The sequence below is a fragment of the Nitrospira sp. genome (assembly GCA_016788885.1).
GTDB lineage: Bacteria > Nitrospirota > Nitrospiria > Nitrospirales > Nitrospiraceae > Nitrospira_A.
In genome coordinates, this window is record JAEURX010000017.1 from 124,839 (window position 1) to 144,519 (window position 19,681).

Consider the following 19,681-nt stretch of genomic DNA (forward strand, 5'->3'; position numbering starts at 1 on the left):
GCCACGGACTACAACGGCCCTGCGAATCTACGCTCCATATCGATCAGGGTCTGCATACAGAACTACTTTTAAATGCACTTTCGTCAAGTTGGCACAAAATATTGGCAAAATGATCGGGCTGCAAGAAATCTTCGTGATACTCAGGTGCAAACCCATGATTCAAGACTCTTCGCTGCGACAAGTAGGTGTGAATACGATCCCGCAAATTGGCTCTGGCCCACAAGACATTGAGTGGTCTAAAGGGCGACGTAGCGCGGGAAAAATACTCAACGAGGGAGCGCTTGGGCTGCGGGGCAGATGAAGTTCCATAAAAATCTTCCAGCGCTTTTGCCCATCCCAAACGCCCTTCTGCGGGGCCGGTTTCCTGCTCTAGAAATGTATCAATCCAGGCAAGCAATGTCCCGCGAGGCAAGAAGACTGCCCAACCGTTCAATGGTATCTGCCGGCTTTCATCACGCTTGTTCAAAGCAAACAGCCAGAAATGCGTCTGCTCATGCCTTTCAAGATATGGCATAAGTAGTTGCTCTGCCTCATTGATTGAGCATGCGGGTGCTAAAAATACAACTCGTGTGATGGGCAAACTTCTATTGGAGGCGGACGCATGAGTATCATTCATGACGTCCAAGAGCCTATTAACAACCATTGCTCCCATACTGTGACCAACCAGGGTTATGTCTACCTCGGTGCTGCTATTGGACCAGCAGTATCTCCGGCCATCCACAGCACGACTTTGGATTCGCCCACAAGCCTCGTCAACCACAACCCGTGCTTGTAAAGCTTCCATGAGAGTTCTGGCCGCGCCCTTAAATCCGGGGCTGATCGCAGGAGTACGGACACTAGTTGCGTCATCCACACGCTTCTTCATAATTCCCCACGCTGGACTTCCAATGCCTTCGGCAAAAGGAAGAAACGCCATTCCTAAACCGTAAGCGGGAAGGTTGAGGAGAGTGTCTCCTACGATCCCTAACCAAGGATCCCCCTCCTCATAGGCTCCTGAAATTCCATGCCAAGCTGTTTGGCCTTGGTGAAGAATGGCCGTTGGCACACTCATGGCACTTGCCAGTATTCGATTTCCTAGCACGATTGGAAATGTGCTGGTCGCCAGCGAAGCATTGTGCTTACCAAACCGATACCTGAACAGATCATCTGCAATGGAGTCTGGAAAATCAGAATCCCAGTTGATGAACATCGGGTAATAGCAACTCTTGTTCAGCACTCCCTGTTGTTGGTAAGAACCCACTACGTCAGATGGCGCAGAGATGGGGCTCGGCATAAGATCGGTCACGTGCTTTGAACTCGAATCGTAACCGTTCATCCCACCATGTACGATAATCAGCAGATGAAGACGTCCGTCACACTCGCGTGACGGCGCCGCGGATAATGACCTGACATGGGCGTCGATACCGCTGATAATTGTTCGCTCAATATGCTGCTGCACCTCCGCCACCTGCAGCAGAATGCGATTTGTATCGATCTTGTCCGATGGCTTACTAAACGCCTCCTGCCGAGTTGGGGACGCGATCGCGGCACCGTCTTTATGTATGACAAGCTGGTGATGCTGGTAATCATAGGCCGTCCGCTGCTGAAGGGAGGCACAGCCCCAAACTCCCAACAACCATACGGCTAATAGAGCTCTCTGGATACAATGGCTCAAACACCGCTTGCTTCCATTCATCATTTCTTTACCTTTTGAACAATTCACAACTGCCATACCAAGCGGGATTTCCAGGCACACTACCCGCATTAGCCAGCTTGTCGATAGACTCACAATCCAATGATTCACGCTAGGGACGAGAGCGGGGGAGATTCAAGGATGCACCTGTAAGGTCCCTCTGCAGGCATGAACGGTGCCTACATTTGGAACAACATATACCGCCGTGATCCAGACCTGGCCGTCTCGAAGCGAAGGCCTACTTCACATCGACTGTCCGAATGATAGGGCTAGGATTCAAATTATTGCTTCGAGGGACAACCAAAATAGAAACTTTTTTTGTGCTCCCTGGGAAAGACATAATTTTCTCCTCAGACGAAGTGGCATTGGGCTGCATGGGGAGTGGCGTAAACTTAACTTTCTCAAAATCATCCACTTTCGCAGCCTCACTTGGGAGGACTTTATAGTCAAGTTCGATGGGATCAAAACTAGGAGGCGCAAACTCGAATTTTATCCTTACGGCCGTCTGCCCCTCGCCAGAGGCTGCTTCGATGATCGGGGAGACACTCGTGATGGTCCCGTCACCATCCAAGATTTTGCCGAGTGCCTGGCCTCGACACAAGAATGCCTTCGCCTTCTCAGCTGACGGCAAATCCAGTGTCACATGGAAAGTTGCTACAGAGTTCTGCGCTACGGAATTGCCATGGACCGTGACATCAATGGGATAGGAGGCCCTCGCGAGTTCAACCGGAATACTCAGATCGGTTACTGCTTCATAGTGCGTTCCCGCCAATGCTGTTCCATCTACAGTCTTCGCTGTGAGATTAAATGGTGTGCGAGGCTTAGGCAGGACATTGACGGTAAAGCGGGCTTTCTTAGCCCCAGCCGGCCCTTCATGCAACCCTATGTCACTGACAGATACAGCTGGCATCTCTAGACTACCTTGGCACACACCGGCGGCGAGGCTATCCCACAGAGCTGGATCAAATTTCTGAACAAAGGCTGGCATCTGCCACGAAGACAGCTCTTCCCTGACGCCTTCGATCACATTTTTCCATGCCGCAACCCACTCGGAATACCGTGGATCTGAAGTCTGATTTAATACGTTCCATCGCTGAGCGTTGATGTAGGCCTGCACATCGGCAAACAATCGTTCACCGTTCGGATCTCCCTGCTTCTTGCTTTTTGCAAACTGAATAATGCGCCGCGTCGTATGATAAGAGGTTTCTTTTATTTGCATTACTAGGAGAGACGGCTGAGCCTTACCCACTTCAGGGATGGAATTAATAAAGCCAGCCTTTGCATCATCGCGGATGGCCTTTTTTGCTCGGTCAACGTGTATGGCCTCTTTGATGCTGTCAAATGCAGCATCAATTCGTTCATCCGTCAGCTTTCTTGAGTCAGAGCTGGAGGTGGTGACTTCGCTAATTACCTTAGAATGTTCGGAGAAATGGTCCACCAGTTCCTGAAAAGTACCCAGGGAGCCATTACTTCTCGCCACGCGGATCCCCATATGTGTTTTTTGGACGTAAGCATTACTTTCAAATCGATTAGGCCATACCATCGCCACATTCAATCTACAGTTTCCGTTTGTTTTATCTGAGTGGTCCCAATACTCAACGTCCTCATTGCCCAATAGTCCAAATAGAATCGTCAGTTTTCTTGGCTTAATTGCGGCACAGTCAATAATTTCCATACCGTCTGATCCAAGGGAGGAAAACGGAATAGTAGTTTGGCTCTGTACTGGAGAAAGGGCAGCCATTGGAGAATAGCTATAGTCCGCTAATCCAACCGGATTGTCTGGGCTCGGAGTTGAGAATATAGTTTCAGCAATGAACTGAGGAGCATGAACTATCGCACCAATGAGCCCATAGATTGGTGCCGATTCTTTCTCAATTTTTCTCGAGCTCTTATCCGTGCCAATACCGAACCAATTAAATGGATACAAATAATACTGCCAGTTGGGATAGGGCACGCTTCGATAGCGGCTTTCCCCTTTTAGGGTTACCAGCTGACCTTCACGAAGTTGTAGTCTTGAGTAGTGGGTCTCTCGTTGACTACCCTGCGAAATACTCCCGTCAGGAGACAGGACGTATGTGTGCTCAAACTCGATCTTGTCCTTATTTTGAGAAATAAAGGCGGCAACAGTCGCTGCGGCAGCACCAGCTAGCGCTGAATATTGTGGCCCCGCCGCAGAAGCGGTCCCAGCTAATCCTTCAACCAACTTGATCGACTGGGCATTATCATTCTTCGATAAAACAACTACCTTCAATGTGACATAGACATCTAACAGATCCTCTCCCATTGTCACTGGGCCAAGAAGCGGGAAATTCGTGATGGGAAGCCTGGAATTGGGTGCCATCCCTTCTTTAATCAAGACCACTTGACGGAGAGTTTTCTCACCCTCCGTCGGGCGAGGGTTCTTCCCCATCCATGTTTCTGAATACACGATGACATATGGATCAACCGCTTGAAGGTAGCGGAGAAACCCAAAATCCAACGTAACTGAGAAATAATCCCCAGCATGAATCGGCTCTCCGAGTTCCTCTCTTTTTAGAGACGGAGTCAGCCTGCCCGATGAGGGCTCAACGAAAAACACATAATTAGAGCCCGAAATCGTAGATTGAAGCGTGCTCAATCCTGCTATGGTGTTGGGAACAGAGGAGCAACCAGAAAGACCGAAAATAGAAAGCACTAATCCAAGAATCACGAACAGCATGGCATCAGCTCCTTTGATCGTGCTTCCCAATCAGGTTTGGCAACAAGGTTTCTATCGTCACCTGGAGCCATAACCACGTGTTCATACAACACATCCCCTGCAAGGATGAATAAATTTAGGGCGGCCTATATTCGTGCCATTTGCGCTTTTGGCGCACACCTTGTAGTCCATGTACATACGTTTTCGCAATACGTACAAATGGCCCTACTAGCTCACGTAAATACCAGCATTTCCAATTCTTTGGTGGATGGCTACGGACCTACTAGACTACCCACCGACGACAGCACTGGGCACGTATGCAGCACATTTAGCTATGCGTACTCGACGCGAAAATGGCTGCACATGGCTCGGAGAATGGATGTCCAACGGAAGGTGACTTGGAGTGGGGATATTTTGACTTCCAACCGCAGGAAACGCTCGACAACGATACAGCTTCTCCCCTCTGGAGGAAAAACAACAGCGTAATGAGGAACGGTCACTATCCGGGCAGAGTCTCGGCGGCTGGGTCGCGCAAGAGATAGGTGCGGATTTTAGGAGGTACGAACGCCCGAGCCGAGCTGCAGCTGTCCCACAGCTCGGCCGGAGCCTACACGCTCATTCTCAAACATCAACGATCGAACGGATCAGCTTCCTGCACCCGGTTTCAGGGGATAGACGTCGATCACGCGTCCGGCTTCGTTCAACTCCGCCCGTACCTTGGCTCCATCCTGAATGCTCGCAGGAAGGTCCTGCTTGTCGAGCTGAAACTTGCGCTCCCCCTGGGCGGTCTTCAGCGTGATCTCGTGCTGTAACTTGCCGATGGAGAGCACCTCGCCGACCACGAACCTGTGCCTCCCTTCCGTACCCTGCGGATGGACTTCCAGCACCATGTTATTCTCGTCGATCACCACGGTGACTTCGTCCCCCGCCTTCGGCATGGCATGTCCATGCCGCTCGGAACGATTTTCGTTCAGCTGGTAGGTCGTACCGTTCGGCACCTTCACGACCAGCTGCCCACCCTTCTCCATTACCACTCCCTGCAACTCTTGATGGTGGCTCATCGCGGCATTCTGTCCCGCCTGGGCCGGCTGGCCGAGCAGCCCCATACACGCACACATGGCCAATACCTGAAGATATCGTGCTCGCATAGGATTTCCCTCCTGTCTATGGCCTGCATGGAGAACCCATCCCTCCACCAGTGCCTCTACAGACGAGCGTAATCCTCCAGCGCAGGGAACAGGACTGGCAGAAACCCTGGAATGAAGCAGCGGGTCAGCAAGCGTGGATTGCTCTACGGTGTGACGTCCAGGGTCGAAGCCACAATGAAGGGCTGGTCCTGGCGCGTCAGCCAGGTGGCATGCCGATCGGTGCTGTGGGCCAAAACCGCGGCAGTGAACCAGGCCTGCTTCCGGTCCGGACTCACGGAGAAGACAAGCAGGCCTGGTCGCTTCGGAGGCGTGCCCAGTGCCGGGCCGGTTGCGTCGCGTCGCCCAGACTCTGGATCACAGAGGGCAGCCGCTGACCTTCTCGGATGAAGAGAGAATCGGCGTGATTCGTCTGAGTAGCAGCATAGGCCACTGCCAGCATACCGAACCTTGTCATGGGTGCGAGGCAATAAGGGGAAGGTGGACCAGTCTGGTTACCGGCCAGCGCGTTTCAGGTATAGTGTGTAGCTGTCGCGAGTAGACGAGATGATGTGAGCCACACGAAGAACCATCGCTCACAATCGTACCGAAGAACCAGCCGGCAAGGCTGTTGAGCCTCTGCAAAAAAGTGAACGCATACGCGGGAGATCTCCGGATGAAGACATTACAGGTCGGTGATGCCGGTCAACCAGTCAAACGACTGCAGCGGAAACTGCTCAGCCTGGGCTTTCCACCCGGCACGATTGATGGTGAGTTCGGATATGGAACCGAAGCCGCGGTCCTGGCCTTTCAACGGAGCACCGGCCTCCTGGCTGACGGAATAGCCGGCCCACGAACGCTCACTGCCCTGGGCCTTTCCGATGATGACTCCCTTCCAACCGCCATCCCGCTGTTTACGATCACCGTCGTCTCACAGATGTTTCCCGTCACGCCGATGAGGAACATCAAAACAAATTTGCCTCCGGTCCTCAATGCCCTCGTACAAGCCGACCTGGTGGACAGTCCTATGGTGTTGACGGCGTTGGCGACCATACGCGCAGAAACTGAGAGTTTCGAACCCATCGCGGAATACCCCTCTCGTTTTAATTCATCCCCCAACGGGCATCTCTTTGACCTCTACGACCATCGTACAGACCTGGGGAATCAAGGCCCACCGGACGGTGAGCGCTTTCGAGGCAGGGGGTACATTCAGCTCACGGGGCGATTCAACTACGGGAGGTATGGCGCCGCGATCGGGCTGGGCAGTTCCCTGGTGACCAAGCCGGATCGAGCCTCGGATCCGCAGATTGCGGCAAGACTGTTGGCCGCCTTCCTGAAAGACAAGGAGCGGCCGATCAAAGAAGCACTCTTGGGAGATGATCTCGCAGCCGCACGTCGGTTGGTGAATGGTGGTGCGCATGGCCTGGAACGGTTCCGTGAGGCCTACACGACCGGGCTCCAATCGATTTCCTGAAGAGGACCTCTCAAGACAATACCCTTGATCATCCGAACGTTGCCTTCCCTCCGGGACACAACCGAACCGGGGCAACGGCTTCTGCGACGACCAACCTCATCCGCCGAGAATCCCCACTACCACCCGGAGCCGCACGCCTACTCGACAAACCCGCCCCTCGCTTCCCGAACATATATAGGCCCGCCCCAGCAGTGTTGGCTTGGCTCGCTGTGGTATCCTGAACTGGTCACGACACGGGAGGTTTCACCATGTGCCTCTCAGGTAGAGTGCTGACTTCCGCCGCGATTCTCTCCTTCTGGTTCTCCGGTTCCGCAGTGCTGACATCCTCGACCCTCGCAGCCACTACCATCTACAGTTACACCACTGACGAGGGTGTCCCGACCTTCACCAATGAACTCGAATCGGTGCCGGAGAAGTACCGCGACCAGCTCACGCAGCAGGACTTCGACCAGCAGGTAGCGCGGAACACACCACCACCCGCCGTTGCCGCCGATCCCCCGACGCGCTCGGCGGATGCGCGTACCGTGAACGCCAGCGGCGAGTACCGGATGGGCGACCATGACAGTCGCGCCGATGCGATCCGCCTGGCACTGGAGGCGGCCAAGAAAGACGCGCTGGAGCAGGTGGCGACCTATATCGAGCGCATCACCGACGTACGAGACCTCAACGTCACGCGGGATGATATCCGTAGCTACACAGCCGGCATCGTGAAGGTGGTGGATCAGACGGTCACCACGAGGCTGGAACAGGACCAGGTCATCATGCGCGTGGACCTGACGGCGGAGATCGACCCGCATGACGTGGTGCAGGCGATTACCGCACTCCGTGAGAATGACCAGGCTCGCCAGGAACTGATGGCGCTCCGCGCCGAGACCGATCGACTACAAGAACAGGTCGATGCCACCAACCGCGCTCTGGCCGCAGCGTCCACGCCGAGCGACATCCAGCTCTACCAGGATCAGCGACAGGACATGCTCGACCAGTTGCAGGCCAACGCCATGCTCTCACAGGTCTGGACCAGCTGGACGTATCCGACACTGGGTGTCTACTCCTATCCCTGGTTCGGCGCCCCCGGCATCACCGGGCTGTTGCTGCACGTGCACCGTCTCTCTCCGCAGCATCGCCACCTTCCACTCGCGCAACGGACGATCACCGCTTACAACCACTCCGTGCCACCGACGTTGTCGCCGACCTTGGTGCCGCAGGCGTCCCATCCATCACTGCTGATGCCGCCTGTTCCGTCCATACACTCGCGTCAGGCTCCACCACTCTTGAACAGCCAGGGGCAACAGGCCAAGGTGGGTGACGTGGTGGTGATCCCGACGCCCAGATCCGTGCCTGCCACTCCGCACTACACGCCGCAGCCGCCGCCGTACCAGCTTCATCCCAATCATTTCTGGCGCCCCAGCCCGCCGAACATTCAGAGTTCCCCCTCGCCCGCACGGCCGGGCCCATCGGTCAGCCTGGCGCCACGAGCGTCAGGCGGCCATCTGAGCGGCAGCGGACATTCTCACGGGGGCGGTGGCCACCGCAGCCGCTAACACCGATGCACATCGAAACGGTCCGGAGCGCGTCAACACGCATGCAGGCCTGAGCCTGCCGACCGCAGGCTTCCTTAAGATGAGCCACTGAAGAATCAGAGGGATCGTCAGGTGATTTCGGTTATAGTGAGGTCATGGCGTCACGGTCGGCTCAGTACACGGCCCATGTCTCCTCCCGTAGAAGTGGCGTTCACCGCCGCAGCCTCTCTTCCCGCTGGCGGACCCTACGGGCCTTCTTCCGTGCCGTAGGGAAAACCCACCCGATCCTTCGCTTCGTCATTGTGCTAGGACTGCTCCTGGGTGGGTGGCTCGCCGCGAACTGGGCCTACCATGCCGTTCACAAACCGACCGAGGTCTTGTTCCCGCTGGATCACACCTTGAACAAGAGCCCGCATGAAACCTGGCGGCAGTACGGATCGCTGTTTCGCGAACATGCCACGCCGTCCGTCGCACCCGAACTCCTTGCGGCACTGGCCCAGGTGGAGGGCGGCGGCAACCCCGTCGCACGCACCTACTGGCGCTGGCGCTGGTCGTGGAATCCGTTCGAATGGTACCGCCCGGCCTCCAGTGCGGTGGGGATGTATCAAATGACCGACGGGACGTTCCTCGCCGCCAAGCGTTATTGCATCCACGATCATGCGGTGGTGGAGGATGGCCCCTGGCACGCCCCGCGCTCCTGTTGGTTCAACAGCCTCTACACGCGTGTGCTGCCGAGCCACGCGATCGAATTGACGGCGGCCTCACTCGATCGCGACATCGCCTCGGCACTCCCCCTTCGTCGTGGGGCGCCCGCCGGCGCGCGGCAGAAACAGGACCTGGCGGCCGTGATCCATCTGTGCGGGGCCGGCGCGGGACGGGACTTTGCGGCCAGGGGCTTTCGCCTGATGCCACGCCAGACCTGCGGCGACCACGACGTGGGCACCTACCTCGGCCACGTGCGGGGACTTACGCAACAATTTGCCAGACTGGCGAGGGGCAAGAGCGCCCAGGTCACGCTGGTGAGGGCACGCTGATCCGCCGACTAGGGACCTCCCTAGTGACCTGCGACCGGCATCTGAGTTCACTCTACTCCTCACCATGATCCGGCACCCCGCACCACCGCGTTCAGTTCTCGGCCTTCTGGTATGCGCTCTGATCTGGAGCCTCATCGCTCCCACCACCACCATCGCGGAACCAGGGTCGCCGGCGGTGAACGAGACGGGCCGTTCAACAGAGTTCTACGGACCACCGGCGACAACCGAATCCGCCCCTCCCTCACAGCGACTCGACTGGGACAGCGGCCGCGGCAGAAGCTACGTCATCCCCGCCGCCGAGATCCTCACGTATATTTTCTTGCTGAATCAATACGATCGCCATTTCGTCGAACCGCGGGAGGACTATCGCACGAGCGGCAGCACGATTCGTCAGCACCTCACCGATTCGAAGTGGGTCATCGACAACGATCAATTCAAGGTGAACCAGTTCCTCCACCCCTACGGGGGGAGCGTCTATTACGGCTTGGCGCGATCTTCCGGTCTCTCGTTCTGGGAATCGTTTCTCTACAGCACGGCGGGAAGCTTTACGTGGGAAATCGGCGGAGAACGAACCAACCCTTCGATCAACGACATGATCGCCACGCCGATCGGCGGCAGTTTTCTGGGAGAGGCCCTCTTCCGAATGGCAAGCCTCGTCTTGGAAGTCGATGATGGCCGCCCGGGCTTTCTCCGCGAAGTGGCCGCCGCCGCCATCTCACCACCGACCGGGTTCAATCGGCTGGTCTTCGGCCGCCGATTCGATGCGGTCTTTCCCAGCGACAAACCGGCCACCTTCTTCCGGTTGGAAGCCGGCGGCACGCTGACATCGAGCAGTCACAACGTGGCCTCGAATGTGACGGAACATGGCGCCGTGGGCGACCTCACGCTCACCTATGGACTACCAGGCAAACAGGGCTACCACTATGCGCGGCCCTTCGACTACTTCGACTTTCACGTGACGGCCGTGACGGCCAACACGCTCGAGAGTCTCAATACTCGAGGGCTTCTGGCAGGAACGACCTACGCCTCGGGCAACCACACGCGGGGTCTCTGGGGTCTCTTCGGCGGCTACGACTATATTTCGCCGCAGGTGTTCCGGGTCTCCAGCACCGCCCTCTCGCTGGGCACCGTGTGGCAGACGTGGCTCTCGGACGGCGTCGCGTTGCAGGGGACCGCACTGGGCGGCGCAGGATATGGTGCGGCCGGCAGCATTCAACGCCGAGAGGAACGAGACTATCACTACGGCATGACCCCGCAGGCGCTGCTCGCGCTGCGGCTGATCTTCGGCGACCGAGCCATGATCGACTTTACGGGGCGAGAATATTATGTGAGCCGGGTGCTCTCACCGGAAGGCAACGGCCAGGAAAACATCATGCGCGGCGATGCCGCGTTCACGTTGCGGATCTTCGACCGGCACGGCATCGCCATCCGGTATGCCGTGGCTCAACGGAATGCCAGTTACCCGAACGTCGAATATCGCGATCAAACCGTGAGCACTGTCAGCTTGATGTACGTACTCCTGGGGGCATCCGGCTTCGGCGCAGTCGAGTGGCGTTGAGAGGCGAATAATGGCGCGCTTCCCGAGATCCGCGGCCGAACGCTCCGGCGTGAGCGAAGAGATTTGTGACGGCATCCTGTTGGAGTAGCCCCACGAGTACAGCAAGAATCTGAATACCATGCAGGCTGTTCAGAAAGGCCGCAGGAAGGACGCCGACTGAGGAGGTACATACCAAACTTTGCTTGACCCGTTCGCCCTCACAGATACTCTTGGCGAACGGATACACCCCACAAGGAGTCCCGCTATAACCATCTGCAGGTCGCAGGGAGGCGTGCGACCTAGAACGCCGCAGGCGGCCTTTCTCAACAGCCTGCTAAGAGATGCCGTGCTGTTCGCGGCCGATACGGCCATCATACCGGTTGGTGGACTTGAAGAGTTCAAAGCGGCCGTCCATCGCATACATGGCGACACGCGCGCGCAGCCCCTCCATTTCGGCGACGGTCATGGGCGTGAACCGACGGACAATCTCCAGGTTCTGCTTAAGAATTTGAGCCGAGTCGATCCCGCTTACCAACGAGGCGATCGGCAAACTCAATACGTAGCGAATCGCTTCCTGCGGCGTGACCACGCCCTGCTTGATCGGCTCGGCATTGCCGGTCACACTCTTCATCCCCAACGCACCGATTCCACGCTGCGCCAACACCGGCAACACCTCTCGCTCAAAACTGCGGTAGGTCCCATCGAACACATTCAACGGCATCTGACAGGCATCAAACGGAAAGTCGTGCGACAACATCTTGAGGTGAATCGCCGGGTGCTTGTGCCCGGTGAAGCCAATGAACCGCACCTTGCCCTGTTGCTTGGCCTCCAACAACGCATCCACTGCGCCGTGCGGCATGAAGTGCCGATCCGGATCGTCTTCGTACACGACTTCGTGGATCTGCCACAGGTCGAGATAATCGGTCTTCAATCGGCGCAGTGACTCCTCCAACTGCTGCATGGCGACGTGCTTATCCCGTCCGTGCGAGCAGACCTTGGTCATGAGGAACACCTGCTGCCGTTTCCCCTGCAGTCCTTTCCCCATCAACTCTTCGCTCCGCCCCCCGTTGTACTCCCAGGCGTTGTCGAGGAAGGTCATCCCGGCGTCGATGGCTTCGTGAAGAAGGCGTATGGCTTCACCGTCGTCGGGGTTGCGGCCCCAATGGGCGCCGCCGAAACACATTGCCGACACCTTCACTCCGGTCTTCCCCAGCGGACGGAGCGGGATCTCGCCGGTTCCTGTGCCGGATGAAGCGAGATCTGCGGCGAAAGCTTCGGCCACAGGACCGGGAGCGCCAAGGGCCATAAGCGACCCGGCTAGGCCCAGCCCTTTCAAGAGCTGACGCCGGCCGAGCGGAGTGGACCAGAGTGAGTGACGGGAGTGTGTGGGCGCCATGGACGACCTGCCCTGTTGGAGGTGGAGTGCGTAGGCTACGATTCGGCCGCGCCGATGTCAATCACGCGGGCAGGACGCGGAATCAATCTGCCTGCGTCGTTCTCGCATCACTCAGCGGCGGCGCGCCGCCGCGAGCACTGCCGCTTGATCGATGTGCAACAGATCGCCGATGCGATCAATCGACAGGTCGGCGGACGGAAAGGTCCGCAACACCTCCGGATCGGTCGCATAATGGCCCTGACGTGGAAACACCGTCGTGACCCGTTCTCCCCAATAGGCCTTCACGGCTGTGAGAATGCGCAGTTTGTCGTCGACCAGCACATAGTGGTCGGCCGGATACCGTTGCTCGACATCGTCCAGTTCTTTCTCTTTGTGAATATAGATCAGGACATGGCCTTCCACCGCCTCATACAGGCCGGAGCGATCGATCTTGCGAGGCTGGAACACCACGTCGCCGTCCGACAGGATGACGGGGTTGCTCCACTCAGCCGTCTGCCGCACCACCTCGCAGGCCTGCGGAAACAACCGTTCGGCGAACGGATAGTTCAGCAGAAACCGCGAGAGCGTGAGCAGATGTGGGTCGCGCGGATAGACCTGTCGATACCGCTGCAAGGCGCCGAGATAGTCGACGTACCCTAGCTGCGCTCGCAATTCCTCGAAGATCGCCCAGTACTGCCGTTCTCCCCTGGTGCCGATTTCTTCATCCAGGTGCCGAGTGAGGTCGGCGGCGATCCGGTCATTGTCCAGCAACGTATTGTCGACATCGAACAGTACGACCACGGTGGGTTCAGCCATGGCGTCAGCGCCTTCCGCTCCACTTCCAGTTCCTGATCTCAGGCATATCGGTCCCATGCACCTGAATATACTGTTTATGCTGCATACGCTTGTCGCGCATCTCCTGCTTCAGATAGGCGGCACGGGCACCGAGGTGCGGGACACGGTCCACGACATCGGAGACGAGATGAAAGCGGTCAAGATCGTTCAGGACCACCATGTCGAACGGCGTGGTCGTGGTGCCTTCCTCCTTGTAGCCACGGACATGCAGATGGTGATGGTTCGTCCGTCGGTAGGTCAGGCGGTGGATCAACCAGGGATACCCGTGGAACGCGAAGATGATCGGCTTGTCGGTCGTGAACAGGGCGTCGAATTCCTTCTCCGATAGGCCATGGGGATGCTCGCTGGTCGGCTGGAGCTTCATCAGATCGACCACATTGACGACGCGCACCTTCAGATTAGGCTGGGCGATGCGCAGAATCTCCACCGCCGCCAGCGTTTCCATCGTCGGCACATCGCCGCAGCAGGCCATCACCACATCAGGATCGCTCCCGCGATCGTTGCTCGCCCATTCCCAAATGCCGATGCCGGCTGTGCAGTGCAGGATGGCCGCCTCCATATCCAGCCACTGGGGCGCGGGCTGTTTGCCCGCCACCACCACGTTCACACAGTCGCGGCTGCGCAGGCAATGATCGGTCACCGACAGCAGCGTGTTCGCATCCGGCGGCAGATAGACACGAATGACCTCGGCCTTTTTATTCACCACATGGTCGATGAATCCCGGATCCTGGTGGCTGAACCCGTTGTGGTCCTGCCGCCACACATGCGAGGTCAGCAGATAGTTGAGCGACGCGATCGGCCGGCGCCAGGGGATCGCCAGCGAGGTCTTTAACCACTTCGCGTGCTGATTGAACATGGAATCGACGATATGGATGAACGCTTCGTAGCAGTTCATGAACCCGTGGCGGCCGGTCAACAGATAGCCTTCGAGCCAGCCCTGGCAGAGATGCTCGCTCAGGATCTCCATGACACGCCCGTCATGCGCCACATGTTCATCGCTCGGAAGGATCTGCTCCGTCGAACAACGGTCGGACACTTCGAACACCGCGCCCCATCGGTTCGAGGCCGTCTCATCCGGCCCGAAGAGCCGGAAATTGATCGGATTCTGTTTGAGCACATCGCGGAGAAACAGGCCTTGCACCCTGGTCGCTTCGGCCTCGTCGGCGCCGGGCTTCACAACCGGCACCGCATATTGCCGGAAATCGGGCAAATGCAGATCACGCAAGATACTGCCGCCGTTCGCGCAGGCGATGGCACCCATGCGCCGCGCCCCGACCGGCGCCAGCGACGCCAGCTCCGGCACCAGCTTCCCGGCCTCGTCGAACAGTTCCTCCGGCTGGTAACTTTTCAACCAGGCTTCCAGCAACTCGACGTGTCCGGGCTTGTCCATGTCCCCCATCGGCACCTGATGGGAACGGAAGCTGCCCTCGGTCTGCTTGCCGTCCACTTCTTTGGGACCGGTCCAGCCTTTCGGCGTCCGCAACACAATCATGGGCCATCGTGGGCGAGTGGTGAATCCCTTCGTGCGAGCCTCCTGCTGAATGCGCCCGATGATCGCCACAATGTCATCCAAGGTGGACGCCATCAGTCGATGCATGGTCGTCGGATCGTCGCCTTCCACAAAGAACGGCTGATGACCGTAGCCGATCAACAGCGCCTCCAGTTCATCCGGCGGCATCCGGGCCAGCACGGTCGGGCCGGCGATTTTGTAGCCGTTCAGATGCAGAATCGGCAGCACGGCTCCGTCCCGCACGGGGTTCAGGAATTTATTGCCGTGCCAGCTGCCCGCCAGCGGACCGGTTTCTGCTTCTCCGTCACCGATCACGCAGGCCACCAGCAACTCCGGATGATCGAACGCCGCACCATAGGCATGGGCCAACGAATAGCCCAACTCTCCGCCCTCGTGAATGGAGCCGGGCGTTTCCGGCGCGACATGGCTCGGAATGCCGCCAGGGAAGGAAAACTGTTTGAACAGACGCTGCAACCCGGCCTCATCCTGCGAAATATTCGGGTAGACCTCGCTGTAGGTCCCTTCGAGATACACATTCGCCACCAGTCCTGGCCCGCCGTGCCCCGGGCCTGCGACGTACAACACCGACAGGTCCCGCGCCTTGATGATGCGATTGAGATGGGCATAGATAAAATTCAGCCCCGGCGTCGTCCCCCAATGGCCGAGCAGGCGCGGCTTGATATGCTCCCGCTTCAACGGCTGCTTCAACAGGGGATTGTCGTATAAATAGATCTGGCCGACGGACAGGTAATTCGCCGCGCGCCAATAGGCATGGATGCGCTCCACCATCTCGGCACTCAGTGGCTGACTGACCGGCATCGTCTCGTTCATGCGTTCCCTCATTCAGGTTCGAATCGTCCGTCATGGTTCGCCGCAGCGCGATCTCCACGGCTTTCAGGCGTGATCATTCGTCTGAGCGTAGCGCCAAGAGCCGGCACACCGACCTGGCAATCTGGCCCTCCTCATCGGTCCGAATCACGCGCACGGTCACGCGGCTGTCGCGGCTCGAAATGATCGGGGCATTCGCGTGGTTGGCGGCGCGATCCAGATGGATGCCGAGAAACTCCAGGCCGTCACACATGCGCGCCCGCACGACGGCCGCATGTTCGCCGATGCCGCCGCTAAAGACAAGGTGATCCAGGCCGCCGAGCGCCGCCGCGTAGGCGCCCAGATACTTCTTTCCTTGATAACAGAACAGGGCCACGGCTTCCGCCGCGCGCACATCACGCCCCTCCTGCGCGAGGAGATCGCGGAGATCAGGACTCACTTCGGAGATCCCCAGCAAGCCCGACTCCGCATTCACCAGGTGATGGAACTGGTCGACTGTCAGGCCTTCGGTCCTAGCGAGATACGACACCAGCCCCGGGTCGAGATCGCCGGATCTGGTGCTCATCGGGAGACCGGAGGCCGGCGTGAAACCCATGCTTGTATCAATACTGCTGCCGTCCCGCACGGCGGCCATGCTGGCCCCATTGCCCAAATGGGCGAGAATCACCCTGCCGCGAGCAGCCTCACGACCGGCCAGCCGTTCCAACTCTTCCATAAGATAGGCGTAGGACAGGCCGTGGAACCCATACCGCCTGACCCCTTGCTTCTCATAGCGGCGCGGGATCGCCAGCACGCGCGCGACCGGCGGCAGATGTTGATGAAACCCCGTGTCGAAGCAGGCCACCTGCTTCGCATGGGGATAGCGGTCGGCAAAGGCCTCAATCAGCGCGAGTTCCGCCGGAAGATGCTCCGGATCATACGGGCTGAGCCGCCGCAATTCCTCAATCACCTCCGGCGAGACCACGTGCGGGTCGACATACCGATGGCCCCCGTGCACCACTCGATGACCGATAGCCTGGATTCCCGCGCCCTCTCCGGTCTCCGTTAGTCGCTTGATCAGCCATCCTGCGGCATCCGCATGGCTCAGCACCTGCGCAACACGACGCTCCTGCCGCCCGGTGCGAGGATCGGTCACAGTCACCACACCATCCGCAAGCCCGATCCGCTCGATGTGTCCCGATGCCGTTCGGACCGGCGAGTCGTCCACTCGAAACACCGCCCATTTCACACTCGACGACCCGGCGTTGACGGTCAGGATGGTAGGCGTATCGCGAACGGCTTCGGGCATGAGCGTCCTTTCCTGGACTCTCACCATAGATCGACCACAGGATCAGCGCAACCGGAAAATCCCTCAAGCCGTTATCTAGGCCTTCTGCGCAGGGGCACGTTAGGGGAAATGCTAGTTCCAGATGGAGCGTATATGCGTTATGGTATGGGATGCGTCCTCTGCTACTCAGCGTGATTCTCCTGATGCTCTCCTGGACCGAACCGATAAACCTTCTCGCGGCACCACCGTCCGCGGAACCCGCCCTGCTGGGTGGCACGATCATGTCGATCGATCAGGAGGCGTTGACGCTCACCATTCTTTTCCCCACGGGAGAATCGCGCGCCCTCACCGTTCATCACTCGCGCCTGCTGCAAGGCCTGAGCGTCGGCGACCATGTCACCGTTGAACTCAATCACGAGCACGCCGTGATCAAGCTGACGAAGCTACCGACAGACCCGGCCAACTGACGCCACTCCCCCGCCTCGAACTCATGCCTCATCCCGAATACCTGCCTGTGCCAGGCGGCCGGTGACGTTTCGAGGAGCAAGCCCCTAGGGCTCCTCTCCTTCACGCCTGTTCTCACAATCACCGATCCCGACAATCCGTCGCCCTCCTGTTCAATTGTCGGAGTGGTGGTTGACCTTGAGTTCCAGCGCTGCGTATTCTCCTGCAGCCCAGTCGACACACATGCATCCAGCTCATCCGAGCACCGCCAAAATTGCGATCAGACCTGAAGGAGGGCCGATGAATCGCTCCCGTCACCTCATGACTGCCACCATGCTCACCCTATCGATCACCAGCGCCCACGTTTCCGGACTGGTACTCGCAGCGGACCTCGATCCGGTCGTTACAGAGTCCATGGAGCGGGTCATCGAACAATACATTCGCACGCACCCCGAAGTAATTGAGCAATCCCTGCAAGCGCTGGAGGCCAGACGCGAAGCGGAAGAACGGGCCAAGCAAAAAGTCGCGCTTGCGGCACATCAACAGGAACTCGTCGACGATCCATCCTCGCCCATCAGCGGAAATGCATCCGGCAACATTACGCTCGTGGAGTTCTTCGACTATCGCTGTGGCTACTGCAAGCGGGCGGCCGGCGCCGTGACGCAATTGCAAAAGGACGATGCGCGTGTGCGCGTCGTCTATAAGGATTTTCCCATTCTCGGCGAAGCCTCCGAGCTAGCCGCCAAGGCAGCCCTCGCGTCCAAAGCCCAAGGCAAACACCAAGTGTTCCATGAAGCCTTGCTGGCATCGAAAGGCGAGATGACGAAGGAATCGATCTTGGCGATTGCACGCGACGTCGGCCTTGACACCGCCCGCCTTGAAGCCGATATGCACAACCCCGAATGGCAGAAGGTCATTGATGCCAATCGTGCGTTGGCACGCACCCTCGGCATCAGCGGCACACCCGGCTTCATTGTCGGAACGGAGTTGGTCCCGGGCGCATTAGATTTGAACGGACTGAAGGAATTGATCGCGCGCGCAGGGTCCAGACCATAAGGGCCTGTCTGGTTCGATTGGCAGGGAGTCGACACAACTGCGGGAGAGCACCTGGGCTCTCCCGCAGTCTGGTGATTAGGACCGGCACTGCATCCACACGGCGGCCTCCCTGTGAAGAGAGGCCGCCGCCGCTCACCCTATTGGATGGGGTTCGACATGCGGGAGACAATGGGATCTCCCGCCTCTGACCCCGCCCGCTTGATCGAAGGCGCCTGCTGGCTCAACGGGAGGATTCGCTGGTCATCGGTGGGCAACACCTTCAACAGACCCCATTGACCCGATTGGGCATAGGGCAATCGCTGATTGCTCCAGACATAATCACCCGGCAGACGGAAACTTCCACCTGCGGCAGGGATAAAGGCATCCAGCGTTTCCGACGCTGAGAACTCCACGACGCTGATTTGGTCGGCGCCGCGCATGAAGGGCTCAATCGGCCATTCATGTTTCTCCACACTGAACATGCCGTTCTGCTCATTGCTCGCGCCGAACACATGGATGCGCACGGGATCTCCCGCATGCGCTTCGATGAGCGGCGTGGCGATGCTCTCCGGCTTGTCCACCGAACAGGGCTGGAACACCCTGCCGAGAGTACAACCGGTCGATTCACGGAATTTATAGGGCTCCGAACGGTAATTGACGGCCGTCAGTCCCGCCGTGTTTTGCACGTAGGGCATGAAGCTCGTCCCAATGATGTTGTCTTCGTCTTGGAAGAACAGGGCCACATCGCGGTAGTTCTGGCGATGTTCATAGCCCTGAATCGTCCGATCCACAATCACATCGGCGACCCAGCTGTTCTTCGTGGAAATATCCGCACCGGTCTTCGGATCGCGATAGGTCGCCCCCTTGGGCCCGATCACAATACCGCCGTACAGTCCGTTGCGGGGATTGGTCATGACATTCCCCCAATCCCACACCAGGGACGCGGTCTCTCCAATGAACGGATCGGCATAGTAGGTATAGACGCGGCTCTCACCCGGAGCGACGGTCTGCTCGCCAGGATTGTGACCGACGTTCGCGCCCAGGGAATCCTTCGGGTCAAACGCCAGGCCCAGCGCCGAGAACGACGCCCGGCCCTGCTTCATCTTATTGCTCAGCTTCACCTTCAAACAGTCCCCGACGTTCGCGCGCAACGTCAGCGGCATCGGCTGGAGGCCGGATGCCACCGTCGCGACATCCTCATCCAAGACGTAAATCTTGGCCTCGGGGTTGACCATCTGGATGGTCCGCTCGAAATCGACCTCGATGGAATCCGGGGCCTTCGGGTTCAACTTCATCGACGGGAAATCGATCGCCGACACATTGAAACTC

The 19,681-nt window shown here is 58.3% G+C and carries 14 protein-coding genes; 6 read left to right on the forward strand and 8 right to left on the reverse strand.

What is annotated here, in order from left to right; translation table 11 throughout:
• Window positions 1-43: 43 nt before the first annotated feature.
• The 3 genes from JNL86_05350 to JNL86_05360 form a co-directional block, all read right to left on the reverse strand.
• Window positions 44-1,711: a hypothetical protein gene (locus JNL86_05350; GenBank protein MBL8042327.1), complete on the reverse strand. Its 1,668-nt coding sequence runs from the start codon at window positions 1,709-1,711 to the stop codon at window positions 44-46.
• Between the two features lie 199 nt (window positions 1,712-1,910).
• Complete coding sequence (locus JNL86_05355; GenBank protein MBL8042328.1) at window positions 1,911-4,370, reverse strand: hypothetical protein; 2,460 nt, start codon at window positions 4,368-4,370, stop codon at window positions 1,911-1,913.
• A gap of 623 nt (window positions 4,371-4,993) precedes the next feature.
• Complete coding sequence (locus JNL86_05360; protein ID MBL8042329.1) at window positions 4,994-5,497, reverse strand: hypothetical protein; 504 nt, start codon at window positions 5,495-5,497, stop codon at window positions 4,994-4,996.
• Window positions 5,498-6,149: 652 nt separating this feature from the next.
• On the opposite strand from JNL86_05360, the gene JNL86_05365 reads away from it, so the two are divergent.
• From JNL86_05365 to JNL86_05380, 4 genes are all read left to right on the forward strand, one after another.
• Window positions 6,150-6,947 carry a peptidoglycan-binding protein gene (locus tag JNL86_05365; protein MBL8042330.1) on the forward strand — a complete coding sequence of 266 codons (798 nt, stop codon included), beginning with the start codon at window positions 6,150-6,152 and terminating at the stop codon, window positions 6,945-6,947.
• A 266-nt stretch (window positions 6,948-7,213) separates the two neighbouring features.
• A complete protein-coding gene (locus JNL86_05370; GenBank protein ID MBL8042331.1) occupies window positions 7,214-8,488 on the forward strand; it encodes a hypothetical protein in 1,275 nt (424 codons plus the stop codon).
• Window positions 8,489-8,622: 134 nt separating this feature from the next.
• On the forward strand, window positions 8,623-9,501 hold the full coding sequence (locus JNL86_05375; GenBank protein MBL8042332.1) for a lytic transglycosylase domain-containing protein: 879 nt from the start codon (window positions 8,623-8,625) through the stop codon (window positions 9,499-9,501).
• A gap of 175 nt (window positions 9,502-9,676) precedes the next feature.
• A complete protein-coding gene (locus JNL86_05380; GenBank protein ID MBL8042333.1) occupies window positions 9,677-11,059 on the forward strand; it encodes a DUF3943 domain-containing protein in 1,383 nt (460 codons plus the stop codon).
• A gap of 313 nt (window positions 11,060-11,372) precedes the next feature.
• Here JNL86_05380 and JNL86_05385 read toward each other — a convergent pair whose 3' ends face one another.
• The 4 genes from JNL86_05385 to JNL86_05400 form a co-directional block, all read right to left on the reverse strand.
• The gene (locus tag JNL86_05385; GenBank protein MBL8042334.1) at window positions 11,373-12,434 is read right to left on the reverse strand and encodes an aldo/keto reductase; all 1,062 of its coding nucleotides are present in this window, start codon (window positions 12,432-12,434) and stop codon (window positions 11,373-11,375) included.
• 111 nt (window positions 12,435-12,545) lie between these two features.
• Complete coding sequence (locus JNL86_05390) at window positions 12,546-13,229, reverse strand: HAD family hydrolase (GenBank protein MBL8042335.1); 684 nt, start codon at window positions 13,227-13,229, stop codon at window positions 12,546-12,548.
• A gap of 4 nt (window positions 13,230-13,233) precedes the next feature.
• A complete protein-coding gene (locus JNL86_05395; GenBank protein MBL8042336.1) occupies window positions 13,234-15,609 on the reverse strand; it encodes a phosphoketolase family protein in 2,376 nt (791 codons plus the stop codon).
• A 73-nt stretch (window positions 15,610-15,682) separates the two neighbouring features.
• On the reverse strand, window positions 15,683-16,894 hold the full coding sequence (locus tag JNL86_05400) for an acetate/propionate family kinase (protein MBL8042337.1): 1,212 nt from the start codon (window positions 16,892-16,894) through the stop codon (window positions 15,683-15,685).
• Between the two features lie 149 nt (window positions 16,895-17,043).
• Here JNL86_05400 and JNL86_05405 point away from each other — a divergent pair, with 149 nt between their 5' ends.
• Window positions 17,044-17,340 carry a hypothetical protein gene (locus JNL86_05405; GenBank protein MBL8042338.1) on the forward strand — a complete coding sequence of 99 codons (297 nt, stop codon included), beginning with the start codon at window positions 17,044-17,046 and terminating at the stop codon, window positions 17,338-17,340.
• Between the two features lie 277 nt (window positions 17,341-17,617).
• Window positions 17,618-18,373 (forward strand): DsbA family protein, encoded by a 756-nt coding sequence (locus JNL86_05410; GenBank protein ID MBL8042339.1) that lies wholly within the window; start codon window positions 17,618-17,620, stop codon window positions 18,371-18,373.
• Between the two features lie 137 nt (window positions 18,374-18,510).
• On the opposite strand, the gene JNL86_05415 is transcribed toward JNL86_05410, so the two are convergent.
• A partial coding sequence (locus tag JNL86_05415; protein ID MBL8042340.1) for a hypothetical protein occupies window positions 18,511-19,681 on the reverse strand: 1,171 nt, incomplete at its 5' end.

Bases quoted from the DNA above. Each gene is read 5' to 3' on its own strand.
- JNL86_05400 (MBL8042337.1), bottom strand. From the start codon at position 16,894: ATGCCCGAAGCCGTTCGCGATACGCCTACCATCCTGACCGTCAACGCC.
- JNL86_05385 (MBL8042334.1), bottom strand. From the start codon at position 12,434: ATGGCGCCCACACACTCCCGTCACTCACTCTGGTCCACTCCGCTCGGC.
- JNL86_05375 (MBL8042332.1), top strand. From the start codon at position 8,623: ATGGCGTCACGGTCGGCTCAGTACACGGCCCATGTCTCCTCCCGTAGA.
- JNL86_05395 (MBL8042336.1), bottom strand. From the start codon at position 15,609: ATGAACGAGACGATGCCGGTCAGTCAGCCACTGAGTGCCGAGATGGTG.
- JNL86_05355 (MBL8042328.1), bottom strand. From the start codon at position 4,370: ATGCTGTTCGTGATTCTTGGATTAGTGCTTTCTATTTTCGGTCTTTCT.
- JNL86_05365 (MBL8042330.1), top strand. From the start codon at position 6,150: ATGAAGACATTACAGGTCGGTGATGCCGGTCAACCAGTCAAACGACTG.
- JNL86_05405 (MBL8042338.1), top strand. From the start codon at position 17,044: ATGCGTCCTCTGCTACTCAGCGTGATTCTCCTGATGCTCTCCTGGACC.
- JNL86_05360 (MBL8042329.1), bottom strand. From the start codon at position 5,497: ATGCGAGCACGATATCTTCAGGTATTGGCCATGTGTGCGTGTATGGGG.
- JNL86_05410 (MBL8042339.1), top strand. From the start codon at position 17,618: ATGAATCGCTCCCGTCACCTCATGACTGCCACCATGCTCACCCTATCG.
- JNL86_05350 (MBL8042327.1), bottom strand. From the start codon at position 1,711: ATGGCAGTTGTGAATTGTTCAAAAGGTAAAGAAATGATGAATGGAAGC.
- JNL86_05390 (MBL8042335.1), bottom strand. From the start codon at position 13,229: ATGGCTGAACCCACCGTGGTCGTACTGTTCGATGTCGACAATACGTTG.